Here is a 13130-nt window from a genome sequence, read left to right as displayed (position 1 = left end):
GTGAACTTGGGATAAGCGCAAATGGTGCCCACGCAGACAAACTTCTCCACCCCAGCTAGATAGGCGGCGTGGATGAGCTGCGATCCCATGATCAGGTTGTCGTAGAAGAGCTCCGCCGGCTTGGCCTGGTTGAGGCCGATGCCGCCCACATGGGCCGCCAAATGGATGACGATATCTTGCCCCTGCACCACCTCTTGGCAGACTTCCCAGCGGCGCAGGTCGTGGGTGCGGGAGCGCGGGATCCGCACCTGCTCCGGCTTCACCCCCAGCACTTGCAACTGCTGCAGCACATGTTTGCCCAAAAAGCCACTTCCCCCCGTGAGCAAGATGCGCTTTTGGCTGAGATCGATGGCAGTAGACAAGCTGTTGGGCATCATGGTGAGTGCGGAAAATCCCCGGCTTCCATTATGGGGCAGAGGGGCTGCTCCTCTCCTAACTGCTCGAGCTTGCAGGTTTCTGCGCTCCCTTTTCCAGCTCTGCCCGCAGCCGCTCCTGGGCCGCCTGTAGGGCTTGCGCCAGTTTCTCGGGCTGCTTGCCACCCGCCTGGGCCAAGTTGGGCCGCCCACCCCCACCACCGCCAGCGAGTTTGGCAATCTCGCCGATAAAGGAGCCCGCCTTGAGGCCAAGTTGCTGCACCGCCGGGCTAAAAGCAGCTACGAAGCTCACCTTGCCCGCCTCTGGCACCGATCCCAGCACCACTGCCCCTTCTCCTACCTTGTGGAGCAGGTGCTCGGCGGCAACTTTGAGGGCCTCAGGGGGAGTGGCTCCTAATTCCGCCACCAAGATCTTGAGATCCCCAACCGATACTGCCTGGGGCAAGAGCTGCTCTGCCTGGAGCAAAGCCAACTGGCTGCGGGCCTCCTCAAGCGCCTTCTGGGCAGCCTTCAGCTCCGCCTGTAAAGCCGCTACCCGCTCTGGGATCTCCTGCGGCTTGGCCTTGAATTGGGCGCTCAGCTCCCGCACGACGCTATCCCGCTCGTTTAGGTATTCCAGCACCGCCGGCCCGGCTACAGCCTCGATGCGGCGGATCCCGGCGGCTACCCCACTCTCGGAGATGATCTTGAACAGGCCGATCTCGGCAGTGTTGCTGACGTGGGTGCCGCCACAAAGCTCCATCGACACCCCCGGAAAGTCAACCACGCGCACCTCGGCACCGTATTTTTCCCCAAACATGGCCACCGCCCCTCTGGCTTTGGCCTCTGCCAGGGGCAGAATGGCTACCTGAGCCGGATGGGCCTCAGCAATCCAGGTGTTGACCAGATCCTCAACCTGCTGCAGCTCTTCGGGGGTAAGGGGACGCGACAGGGTAAAGTCAAAGCGCAGCCGGTCAAAGGCCACCAGGGATCCCGCTTGGCTGATGGAGGGATCGACCACTTTCTTAAGGGCTGCCTGCAAGAGGTGGGTGGCTGTGTGGTGGGCCTGGGCGCGCCGCCGACAGGCCAGGTCAATCTGGGCCTGCACGGGATCCCCCACCCGCAGGATCCCCCGCTCCACCCGGCCTAAGTGGACAAACAGATCCCCCCGCTTTTGCACATCCTCCACCCGTACCAACACTCCGTCCCCGGCCAGGTAGCCGCGATCGCCAATTTGCCCCCCGGACTCCGCATAAAAAGGCGTGCGATCCAAAACCACCTGCACCACCTGCCCCGCCTCTACCTGAGGCACCGACTTCCCTTCCACCAGGAGCGCCTCCACCACGCCGCGGGCAGAGGACTGGTTGTAGCCGAGAAACTCCGTCTCGATTAAAAACTCAGCCAGCTCGTCCAGGGATCCCTGGGCCATGACGTCGAGGGTTTGGTGAGCGGCGCGGGCCCGCTGCCGCTGTTTTTCCATCTCTTGCTCAAAGCCCTGGACATCCACGCTAAAGCCGTGCTCCTGGGCAATTTCCTGGGTCAGCTCCAACGGGAAGCCGTAGGTGTCAAAGAGCTTGAAGGCGTCGACACCGGAGATCTGCTTTGGCGCGCCAGTGGCGGTGACGTTGGCAAACAGATCAAACAGCAGCCGCTCCCCCCGCTCCAGAGTCTTGAGAAACTGCTCCTCTTCCCGCTGCAGCTCGGCTTTGATCACCGCCTCCCGCTCCCGCACCTCGGGATAGGCCGCCTCCGCCAACTGGATGGCCGTCTCCACCACTGGCCAGGTAAAGGGCTCGCCGATCCCCAAGAGGCGCCCGTGGCGCACCATCCGCCGGATCAAGCGCCGCAGCACGTAGCCCCGATCCACATTCGAGGGGATTACCCCGTCGGCAATCAGATGCATCACCGCCCGCGCGTGATCCCCAATAACCTTGAGGGAGACTTTCTGCTCGGGGCTGGCCCGGAAGTAGTCCACCTGAGCGATCTCAGCCGCCTTCTGCACAATGGGGAAGATCAAATCTGTCTCATAGTTGTTGGGGACTCCCTGCAACACCTGAGCCAGCCGCTCCAGCCCCAGGCCAGTGTCGATGTTTTGCTTGGCCAAGGGAGTGAGGCGGCCCTCGCTGTCCCGGTTGAGCTCCATGAACACCAGATTGTAGATCTCCAGAAAGCGGGAGTCGTCCCCTAGGTCAATCTGCTCATCCCCTAGCTCCGGCTTGAAGTCGTAGTAGATCTCGGAGCAAGGGCCACAGGGGCCGGTGGGGCCGGCAGCCCAGAAGTTGTCCTCCTCCCCCATGCGCCGGATGCGGTGGGGCGGGATCCCAATCTCATTGCGCCAGAGGGCAAAGGCCTCCTCATCTTCTCGAAAGACGCTCACCACCAGGCGCTCCGGCGGCAGGCCAAACACCTCCGTCACCAGCTCCCAGGCCCAGGTGATGGCCTCTTTTTTGAAGTAGTCGCCGAAGCTGAAGTTGCCCAGCATCTCAAAAAAGGTGTGGTGGCGAGCCGTCCGTCCCACGTTCTCGATGTCGTTGGTGCGTACGCATTTCTGGGCAGTCGTGACCCGTGGGTACTCCGGATCCCGATGCCCCAGGAAGATGGGCTTGAAGGGTAGCATGCCGGCGATGGTCAGCAGCACCGTGGGATCCTCCGGCACCAAGGAGGCGCTGGGCAGTACCTGGTGGCCCCGCTGGGCGTAGAAGTCCAGAAAAGCCTGCCGGATGGCGGCACCGGAGAAGGATGGAGACATGGTCAAGGCGAAGAATAACTGTATTGATAATTCTAGGTTTTTTGCCGCTGGGGCAGTTGAACTCTTGAGGTCTGGATTTTGTCGGCACCGCCCGCCAAAGCAGAAAAATCTAAGCGATTTCTCCGATTGAGCCCGCGTGGGCAAACGCTAGGATCAGCCTGTTGGAGCCAGATGTGCAAGATTTTTCTCCCCTTGGTCTAGGCTAGATGTATCTCTGGCAACGCGCTTGCCCGCCCATCAGCCTCGTCTCGGTTACCTAGCCGTCAGTCGGTAGCGCTTGGAGGGGTATGCCCACCTGCTATTGTCTCAATCCTGACTGTCTGCAGCCAGAAAATCCACCGGATGCCTCCACCTGTGCCTCCTGTGGCCAGCCGCTGCTGGTGCGCAATCGCTACCGGGCCTTCAAGCGTCTGGGGCAGGGGGGATTTGGCGCCACCTTCTTGGCCCGCGATGAGGACATGCCCTCCAAGCCCTGGCGGGTGATCAAGCAGTTGCGCCCGGCTGAAAATTCGCCCCAACTGGCCAGGCTGGCGGAGGAACTGTTTAACCGCGAGGCTGAGGTGTTGGAGCGCCTGGGGGAGCATTCGCAAATCCCCAAGCTCTACGCCCACTTCCAAGAAGGCGGCCAATTCTACTTGGTGCAGGAGTTTATCGAGGGGATCACGCTTTCTCAGGAGATGCGGCGCAATGGGCCTTTCTCCGAAGAACAAGCCCGGCAAGTGATGCAGGAGGTGCTGCTGATCCTCAACTATGTCCACAGCCAGAACACCGTCCACCGCGATATCAAGCCAGCTAACCTGATTCGCCGCAAAGAAGATGGCCGCCTGGTGCTAATCGACTTTGGGGCGGTGAAGCAGCTTGGGCCGGGCCACAAGTCGTCGGAGGAGGGAACGGCAATTCGCTCCCTGGGCTTTTCTCCGCCGGAGCAGATGGCTGGCCAGGCGGTGGGCCCCGCCAGCGATCTCTACGCGCTGGCCGCCACTTGCATCAATTTGATGACTCTGGAGTCGCCGGCCAAGTTTTACGACCACAACACCGGCCAATGGGATTGGTCGGATCGCCTGCAGCTCAGCCCTGAGTTCGACGCCATTTTGCGCCGCATGCTGCAGCCGTCCATCAGCCAGCGCTTTGCCACGGCTACCGAGGTGCTGCGGGCTCTGCAAGGGATCCCGGTGCAGGAGGGCCCCCTTTCCTCGCCGGTTCTCTTGCCCAGTTCTCCGTTGACTGCCGATTCCAGCCCGTTGCTGATCTCCGACCATTGGGCCAAACGCCGTTCAACCGCTCTCCCCCTGGCCCGAACAGATGGGTTCTCGCCTGCGCCGCTCCCTCGGCCCGGTGCGGGAGGCATGCTGCCCGTGGGAGCGGTTCCCACCGGTTTTACCCAACTGGGCCAAGCCAGCCGCATCACTGGCAGCGGGCAGATCAAGCCAGCCACCCCGCCGCGGATCCCGTCTTTGGCGGGGGCGGATCTGCGGGGCAAGTCTTTCGCCAACCAGAACTTAGCCGGTTATGACTTGCGCTGCGCCGATCTGCGGGGGGCCGATTTTTCAGGGGCCAATTTGCAGGGAGCCGATCTGCGCGGGATCCGCTTCAACACACCGCAACCCCGCTGGCTGCGCTTTTTGAGCCGGCTCCTCGGCTCGGCCAAGACCCTGGGAGGGATCCTAGCAGGCCTGGGAGGGCTCTTGGGAGCTGGGAGCCTGGCGTTTTTGCTCGTCCACCTCACCACGCGCAATGTGGTTTATGCCTTGGGAGCGGCTGGGATTGCTTTGGTGGTAGCCGGGTCGGTGCTCTGGTCTGCAGGCGGCAGGACTTCCCTGCCACGCCAAGCTGAAGAAAAGGGCAAGCGCTTCACCAGCTTTTACAAAGCGGATCTGCGAGGGGCGCAGATGGATAGGAAGCTGCGGGAGTTCGCCCGCCGCCAGGGTGCCATCGTGAGCTAGAGCGGATCCGTTCCCGCCTTAGGCTATGGGAGGAAGCCCGCTGCGGATAGCCTGGCTCACCTGCTCCGCCAGAGGCCGGCAGGCTACGGCTTTCCCTTGCCGCCGATCCCCCGCCTGGTCGTAAAAAACAATGCCTTCGGCGCGGGAAAGGCCCAGGGCCAAAAAGAGCAGCTCCAAAACCCCAAAGGAGGTGGCCTCCAAGTCCGGCGCTTGCTCCCGCAGTTCCGCCAGCGTGGCTTGAGCATCTTCCAGGTGGCCAAAGGCCGGGATCCACAGCTGGCCGATGGGTTCGAATCCTGGGGGGGACTCCGTCCCGGCGGATCTTTCTACCACCCGCACCGTCAGCCAGCCGCCATCGGGGTAGCGCAAGGTGGTGTACTGCAGGTGATCCAGGTGTTGGGCCACCTGGGTGAGCACCTCTGCGACCTGTTGCATCGCCGCTGTCGGGATCCCGTTCTGCGGGGCCTCCTCTACCAGCGTTGCGGCCTGGGCCGCCAGACTAGATACCATGATTGACAACCATCCTTACTTAGGTTCAAAATGGGTATTCGCAGCTCCTGGGGCTGTAGTTCAATTGGTTAGAGCACCGCCCTGTCACGGCGGAAGTTGCGGGTTCGAGCCCCGTCAGCCCCGTACCTGTTAGGAACACTGTAGCCTACATCGGCAAGCAGGTCAGCACTGCTATCATAGGTACCTTGCTCCGTTAGGGTAGGGAGATGTGTGCCTTGCGGTATCTGCGCCCGGATTTGCTTCACCTCAAGTCCTATGATGCCGTGCCGCCCCAAGCTGCCGACAAGTTGGATGCCAACGAGTTTCCCTGGGATTGGCCGGCGGGCTTCAAGCAGAAACTCTCCCTCCTCTGGGAAAAAGGGATCCCGAGCAACCGCTACCCCGATGCTCATCACCGGGGCCTCAAGCAGGCCATTGCCGCCTATGCCGGGGCAGATCCTGCCCAGATTAGCCTGGGCAACGGCTCCGACGAGCTAATCCGATCCCTATTCATTGCCACCTGCCTGGGCGGAAGGGGTGGCATTCTGGTGCCAGAGCCTACCTTTTCTATGTACGCCATCCTGGCCCAGAGCCTGGGGATCCCAGTGGTGCGGGTGCCCCGCCACCCTGAGACGTTTGCCCTGGATCTGGAGCGGTGTCAACAGGCGATAGCGGAGCAGCAGGTGCGGGTGGTGTGTTTGGTGGATCCCAATTCGCCCACCGGCAATGGCCTGAGCACCGCCGAGTGGGAGTGGGTGGAAGGGTTGCCCGCCGAGATTTTGGTGATCCTCGATGAGGCCTATTTCGAGTTCAGCCAACACACGGCCCTGCCCAAGCTGGCGGAGCACCCCAACTGGGTTATCTTGCGCACCTTCTCCAAAGCCTTTCGCCTGGCAGCTCACCGGGTGGGCTATGCCATCGGCCATCCGCAGCTCGTCCAGGTGCTGGATGCCATCCGCCTGCCCTACAATCTCTCGGCCATCTCCCAGTGGGCCGTTCAGATTGCCCTGGAACATGCCGAGGAGTTTTTGGCCGACCTACCCCTTATCCGTCAGGAACGGGAAGCCCTCTACCAAGCCCTGCAGGAGCTGCCGGGGGTGCGGGTGTGGCCTAGCCAGGCCAATTTTCTCTACTTCCGGGTGGCAGGATGGGATCCCCAGGATCTGCAGCGGGCCTGGCAAGAGCTGGGAACTTGTGTGCGCTGTACCGGCGGCGGGCTGCGCCTAACGGTGGGCACCCCTGAAGAAAACCAACGCGCCCTGGAGCGCCTGCAGCAGATCTTGCGGTAGGTGGCTCTACTTCCAACTCCTGCTCAACCTGGGCCGAGAAATCGCTGGATCAGGCCATAAACTTGCTGGAGCTGCCTCTCGTTGAGCCGCTTCAGTTCTTCGCGGATTGCCACTTGCAGTCTTTGAGCTTCAGTTTGCTCCCGCTGCAGCAGCCAACTCTGAACAGGGCTGGGGTGCTCCACGAAGTCGTGTAGCCAGGGATCCCGTTCCTCCAGCTCAGGCTCTGCCTGGGGCAGTTGCTCACGCCAGCGCTCTTGCGCGCGGCTAAACTCCTCTGCCAAAAGATCGGTCGGTCGTCCCTCCGCCTGCAGAGAATCTCGATACTTCTTGTGAACCAAAAGCCAGCGCTGCCGAATCTGAGAGCGTTGCCATCTTGGGATTCTACCGATTCCGTTTTCAGCAAAGCGCTCATAAAACCTGAGCGCGTCTCGGTAGCGGCCCAGTCGCTCATAGGCCAGGCCCACCTCCAGCGGTTGCAGCCACCAAGCGTGCTCCCCGCGCACACTGCTTACCACTTCCTGCAGAAAATCCCGCAGTCCAGGGAGCTTCCACCTCAGCTCATCCCAGTTGGTTGCCATGTCTCGAGCCATGCTGGCCACCAACTCGTAGTCATGTCCGCGCTGCCACGCCTGTGGGTGGGCCTGAACCACTTCCCAAAGCCTGCCCCACTCGCGGCGCCGGATCAGGATTCGCAGCAGCAGCGGCCACTCTTTCAAGCGCTCCAGGCTGAGGATGACATCGTTGATGTACTCCTCCCACTCGCCCGCGAGGGGACGTCCCGCCTCCTGCCATTTGCTCACCACTGCTGCGTCCTGCCGGTCTTTGGATAGCCACCTCACCTGGCCAGGCGGCTTCTCCAATTGGATCTTGGCCCGGTAGTAGTAGGAATGCTCCGTTTGGCCACCTTGATCCCAAATGGCAACTGCCTCCTCAAGTTTCTGTTGCTGGAAATAACAGATGCCGAGAATTTTGTGATATTGCCCTGCGAACGGCTGCCGCTGGCCAAGAAAGGCCAAACGCTCCCTCAAGGCCTCAAGGGTCTCTTGCCAAAAAAGTTCACGATCCTCCAGCTTAGAACGAAAAGTCTCTAGATTATCGAAAACTTGCTCCAGCTCCACCAAAAACTTCTCCACACAAACCTTCCAGGTGGGATCCGAATGCTTCGGGCTGACCTCAACGCTCAACCAATCTCGCACTCGAACTATCTGTCGAAAGCGCTCCATGGACTTGGCAGAGCTGTTTTGGGTTACCACCATCAAATCCACCAGAGGACTGTAGTCGGGGATCTCGGAGCACCTGGCAAAGTGAGTGGGACGATGCTGCTGTAACTCTAACCAAGCTTTTGCCTTCCAAAAGCACTCCCAGGCTTCCCGGATGAGATGTCTATTGGGTAGGGCGGATCTTTCCAGGCTTAAAAACTGACGACCTGCAGGAACGTAATCCCTCTGCAGCTTGAGGATCCAAGCTTGGCATTCCTGTTCTAATTTCTGGTTGCCTGCCTGCCGAGCAAAGGCGCGTGCATCTTCCAAGAGCTCAGGATTTCCCTCCTCTACCCCTCGCCTAAGAAACCCAAGAGCCAAGTCCAGGACATCCTGTAAGTTTTTATCCGTCCAGTATTGGATGCCGGTGCCTGGAGCGAAGCCCGCCAGTACAGGCGGATGCGTTTGCCATTGGGATCGATCGGGCTGCAAATGAGAGTGATTGAGCCAAAAGTCAATCTCCAAGGCAGGATCCCAAAATTCCCGCCAGCCAACTGCAGTATCCACAACAGCTAAGGCTTCGATGGGGCGGGTAATACCAACGTATAGCTGGTTGAGAAAATAATGTAGCTGTAGGGATACTTTCTCTGCAGGTTCTTGAGCATAGTGGTTAAGCCTTCTGCTAAAGTTTTGTCGATAGTAGTCGCCAAACTTGTAGAGAATAATCTTTTTGAACTCCATGCCCTTGACAGCGGTAACAGTCTGCAGCAGCGCCGGCTTGAGATTTTGCTCCAGCTCTTCGGCAAAAACTCTCTGGAGTTCGGGATCTTGGCGCACGTAGTCCAGCTCCTCTCCTATGGGACAAGGCAGGATGCAAACTGTACCCGTGCTGTTCCTGAGCATACTCCTCAGCTCATGTTGAGTTAAGTTCTTGTCCTGGCCATCCAGCACAAACTTTTGAGCTGGCCTACCTGGTTCCTGAAAACGCCAAGGCTGCTGTGGATAAATCCCCCGATCATTGCTAAGAACTCGCCGCCACAGGTTAACCAGGTTGCTAAAACGAGTGATCTGAGGGCTACAGCGGTAGTTATTTTTTAACTCTCGGGGACTTGGAATCTCGAGAGAATGACTCGGCAACAAGTAAGCATGGATATGCTTGTAGAGATGGCTCCTTAGAGCATCCCAACGAAATCCTGTAGGATTGATCGTTTGCAGGGGATCCCCAGCAAAAGCATAAGGTAAACGCTCGATAGCCCAATCCAGCTTATATTTTCCCCAAGGTGACAAGCAGAAAACAATATTCAGCTCAAGCTGGGTAAAGTCTTGAACCTCATCACAGAAAATGACCGGATGAATTGATCTAAGACAACCATTCTGTAGGACATCTCTAGCCAAATCTTGATCGTCCCAGTAGCCTTCGTAGGTAGTTCGTTCCTGATAACCTGGCCAAACTTGCTCGTATATTCGATCAAAGACTTCTACATCTACAGTGCGGTCAGCTTGAGGTAATTCCCGATAGCAATCTGGATCCAAGTAGTCGCTTACTTCATAGCCCTTGATCAGAGTGCGAATCGTATGCCAAGCTAACTCTATATCGCTGCGGCCGCGGTACCAGCTCCGAAATCGATAAAAATTGACATATCGCTCCAGTTGATAGCGTTCTTGTCTCTCCGGCGGAAGACAGCTCAACAGGTAGTCCTGGAAGGTGCTAAAGAAAGCTTGACATCGCCCAATTTCCTCTTCTGAGAAGTCACTGCCTCTCTCTCGGTAACGATGGTTGACCCGCAAAATTGTACTTACCTTGCTGCGGGCTTGCTGTACTAGACTCGGGCTGTAGGTTAAAAAGAGAGGATGGTACTGAAAGTTTCCTTTGCTTGAATTCTTCAGGTAATGGCTGCAGTAATCAGCAAAACGGTAATACAACATCAGAGATTTGCCGCTTCCAGCTCGCCCGTTGATCAGTAGAGGCATAGAGGTGCTTTGGAGAATTTCTTCTTCCTCCATCGATAAAGCTAAGTTCCCCTCTGTAGTTTCCTGGATTTCCAGCCAGACGTTTTCATCTGCAACCATGTAATCGGGGTAGGCGCGGCGGGCATATCGCTTCCAAATCTCTAAAGATTGTGGGTGTTGGAGAATATCCGGCCGATCGGCCCCCATCCCAAATAGGCAAGTTTGGCGCCCTAGGTCAAACCGCTCTCTCTGCTCCGGAGCGTGGTCGTAAACCCCAATTAAAAATGGAGATAAGACTCTTTCCTGCTCACATACCTGCACCAGGCTGATAGCCAGATGTATCGAGCCTTCCCGCCAGCATCTAACCTCAGCTCCTGGATAAAACAGTGGTAGTTCCTGGTAGAGATTACCTTTCTCATCGCTAATGAATTGCTCTACCGCCCGATACACTTGGCGCCGCTGTTCTAGAGAAAGGGCTTGCACTTGCCGAACCCATTCCCCGCTTTCCAACACCAGTCGCTCCTGGCGGTTGGGAGTATTTAAAAACTGTGTCCAATCGTACAGTTCACTGGGGAGAGGGAGGAGCTGGTTTTGCCGCGCTTCCTCTTGTTCATTTTCCGCTTGCCTTTGTGCCAGCCAGGCCTGTAGCTGATCGTCAGGCACCCAGTTCCTCACCCGCTCTTGATAGCCGGGATCCTGCCGCCGCTCCAGGAACTCTCGGTACTCGTGGCTGCCTCTCCCCCAAAGGCCAAACAAGACCAAAACCGGCACCTCTCCCAGATAGCGCAGATCACCCACCAAGCGAACATTGCGCCGGAGGTTGCGCTTCCAGTAGGGGTAGCGAACGTCGAACAACCGGCTTAAAAGGGTGCGATCCCCCTGCGATAGCCGTTCTATCAGCTCCTCGAGGTTGTATGGCGCTCCTGCCTCCAAAACTTCTTCTAGACAATACACGTACATGGGATCCCACTGCTCAAGCTGTCCTAGTTTGAAGGCCATCTTAGAGGCGACCTGCCTTGCCTGTCAGCTCTCTCTCAAAACTTGCTACCAAACTGAGAGACTAACCAAATAACTTCAATTGAAGCTAGGGTTAGAATTTTAAGCTTTGATAAAGTGTGCTGAACTGGTGGGCAAATTAGAGAATCCAAGCTGTTACCGCGCGGCCCTAACGCCCATTCCTCTGTCAAGCTGTCTGGCAGCATCCCCAGCAGAAGCCGATCGAACTGGCAGAGAAAAGGTTGCGACAGGGATCCCGCTGGCTCTAGATGAGGTTGTCCAAAGCAAACTTTGGAGAAAGGTGATGGGATCCTCCCCTAGCTGGATCGGTTTGCCCTCCCTGCTGGCAACAGCGGTCTTGGATCATTGAAGCAGAATTGGGTTTGGATCCCATCTCGTCTCAATACAGCTTTTTCCAACGTGGGGGAGTTCTGTAGAACGGTGGGATCCGGTTGTTATCCCTGTTGACCTGTTTTTCAAGAATTGTCCACCCTACTACCCAAGGAGCGGCTATGGAATTGGTTTACTTCACCCCCATCCTCGATGTGCGCCTGCAGCGAAGCACCCTTGACTTCCCGAAGCAGCAGAGCTCTGGAGAGCGCCCTCGCACTTTCTTCCCCACACCATTACAGGTTTGGGAGAGCGGCGAGGCCTACACTGTCCAGCTCTGGGTGCCCGGCGCCGATCGCGAGCGCTTCCACATCGAGGCCACAGCCCAGCAGCTCTCCATTAGCGGTGAAATCCAGCTTCAAGGCCCTGAAGGTGCTGAATTACGCTACCAAGAGGTGGAGCCTCAGCCTTTTCAACGCATCCTCAAGCTAGCCAAAAGCATTCAGCCGGAAAAAGTCTCGGCCATCTACCGGGATGGCATTCTCACCCTCACCCTGCCCAAGGCCGATGCCGTGCAGGCGGTCAAAGTTCAGATAGGAACCTCAACTTCCGCAGCTCCGTCGGAAACTTTAACGGTGGAAAGCCAGCCTGCCTAGTCTCCCTTCTCCCCAAGCAAGAGGGGGCAGGGGTGAGGGAGTTCGCCTAGCTACCCCACTGCACGCGCACCTCGTCCCCTACCTTGAAATCCAAGGTGCGGCTGGCGTTGCCCCGGTTTTGCACAATCTCCACCAAGCCGGAGCTGCCCACCAGGGCAAGCAGCTCGCCCTCACTTCCCTCGGCAAAGGTGGCGGCGGAGCGGATGGTGATCCCCTTGATCCAAGCTCTCCAGTTGCGGCCCTCTACCCAGTTGCCGGGGAGAGTGGTGATGCCGTTGCCGAAGCGGTCGATGGCCTGGATCACGCCGCGGCCGCCGTCGGGCTCTGCCTGAGGTGGTGGCCAGTCCCAGCGAACCAGCTCGGCCACCTCCAAGGGATCCCCCAACTCTGCCAAAGGGATCCCGTTGGCCAGGTGGGCGGCCACCGGGGCAAAAATATCCCGCCCGTGAAAGGTACGGCTGGGAGAAGGAGTGCGCCAGTAGCGGGGTCGGTTGAGTTCCACAGCAGCCAGAGGTGGGGATTGCTCCAAAACGCCGCTGAAGAGGCCATTGTCAGGGCCGACCAAATAGCCTCCTTGGGTTTGGACGGCCACCGCCCTTCGGCTGCTCCCCACCCCCGGATCTACCACCGCCAGGTGAATGGTTCCAGAAGGTAAATGGGGATAGGCCGTCATCAGGGCAAAACGGGCCGCTGCCACATCCTGGGGCGGGATCTCGTGGCTGAGGTCGATCAGTTGGGCTTGGGGCGCGATTCCCCAGATCACCCCTTTCACGATGCCTACGTAGGGATCTTCGAGGCCAAAATCCGTCAGTAGGCTAATGAAAGGCATATACTGTCTCAACGTCATGAACTACCTCACCGCATGGGCAGACGGGTTTCCCCATCTGGGCAAGGCTTTTGTCTCTTCCTCCGCCCCAGTTGCTTCATCGTTCGCGGCAGCGGGACGGAGTCCATCCCGTATACCGAGTCTCCGTTTGCAAAGCGTGGCGCTAGCCATCGTAGAGCTGCAGCATCCAAGACGCACGAGGCGGGTTCCCAGCCCCGGGTGCTGATTAGGTGCAACGTTGTACATAACCATCACTGCCCCCCTGTCCCTCTCTATCGCAAAACCCCAGGCAGAACAGACAGGATAGCGATTGCTCAACCAACATCAGGGATCCTCCCAGTCAGCAGCAG

8 protein-coding genes and 1 tRNA gene are annotated in these 13130 nt (G+C 58.5%); 4 read left to right on the top strand and 5 right to left on the bottom strand.

Annotated elements, in window-relative coordinates:
- Both NW841_RS05595 and alaS read right to left on the bottom strand, forming a co-directional pair.
- On the bottom strand, positions 1 to 377 hold a 377-nt coding region (locus tag NW841_RS05595; RefSeq protein ID WP_414385732.1), incomplete at its 3' end, for an NAD-dependent epimerase/dehydratase family protein.
- A 55-nt stretch (positions 378 to 432) separates the two neighbouring features.
- Entirely contained in the window at positions 433 to 3102 is a 2670-nt protein-coding gene (gene alaS, locus NW841_RS05590; protein ID WP_414385730.1) for an alanine--tRNA ligase, read from the bottom strand.
- Between the two features lie 287 nt (positions 3103 to 3389).
- On the opposite strand from alaS, the gene NW841_RS05585 reads away from it, so the two are divergent.
- On the top strand, positions 3390 to 5045 hold the full coding sequence (locus tag NW841_RS05585; protein WP_414385728.1) for a protein kinase domain-containing protein: 1656 nt from the start codon (positions 3390 to 3392) through the stop codon (positions 5043 to 5045).
- An 18-nt stretch (positions 5046 to 5063) separates the two neighbouring features.
- Here the strand turns inward: NW841_RS05585 and NW841_RS05580 are convergent, their stop codons facing one another.
- Positions 5064 to 5555: a hypothetical protein gene (locus NW841_RS05580; protein ID WP_414363979.1), complete on the bottom strand. Its 492-nt coding sequence runs from the start codon at positions 5553 to 5555 to the stop codon at positions 5064 to 5066.
- A 49-nt stretch (positions 5556 to 5604) separates the two neighbouring features.
- Between NW841_RS05580 and NW841_RS05575 the strand changes: the two genes are divergently transcribed.
- Both NW841_RS05575 and NW841_RS05570 read left to right on the top strand, forming a co-directional pair.
- Positions 5605 to 5678 (top strand) — tRNA-Asp (locus tag NW841_RS05575).
- Between the two features lie 83 nt (positions 5679 to 5761).
- Positions 5762 to 6823 (top strand): histidinol-phosphate transaminase, encoded by a 1062-nt coding sequence (locus tag NW841_RS05570; protein WP_414377007.1) that lies wholly within the window; start codon positions 5762 to 5764, stop codon positions 6821 to 6823.
- Positions 6824 to 6846: 23 nt separating this feature from the next.
- On the opposite strand, the gene NW841_RS05565 is transcribed toward NW841_RS05570, so the two are convergent.
- The gene (locus NW841_RS05565; protein WP_414385726.1) at positions 6847 to 10971 is read right to left on the bottom strand and encodes a hypothetical protein; all 4125 of its coding nucleotides are present in this window, start codon (positions 10969 to 10971) and stop codon (positions 6847 to 6849) included.
- A gap of 509 nt (positions 10972 to 11480) precedes the next feature.
- Here NW841_RS05565 and NW841_RS05560 point away from each other — a divergent pair.
- A complete protein-coding gene (locus NW841_RS05560; RefSeq protein ID WP_414371890.1) occupies positions 11481 to 11954 on the top strand; it encodes an Hsp20/alpha crystallin family protein in 474 nt (157 codons plus the stop codon).
- A gap of 46 nt (positions 11955 to 12000) precedes the next feature.
- On the opposite strand, the gene NW841_RS05555 is transcribed toward NW841_RS05560, so the two are convergent.
- Positions 12001 to 12783, bottom strand: a complete 783-nt coding sequence (locus NW841_RS05555; RefSeq protein WP_414385747.1) for an S-adenosyl-l-methionine hydroxide adenosyltransferase family protein — start codon at positions 12781 to 12783, stop codon at positions 12001 to 12003.
- Positions 12784 to 13130 lie beyond the last annotated feature (347 nt).

The organism is Synechococcus sp. H60.3, from assembly GCF_047462295.1.
In the GTDB taxonomy this organism is placed as follows: domain Bacteria; phylum Cyanobacteriota; class Cyanobacteriia; order Thermostichales; family Thermostichaceae; genus Thermostichus.
The sequence above is the reverse complement of the archived record's forward strand: the minus strand, read 5'-3'. Positions and strand labels throughout refer to the sequence as shown.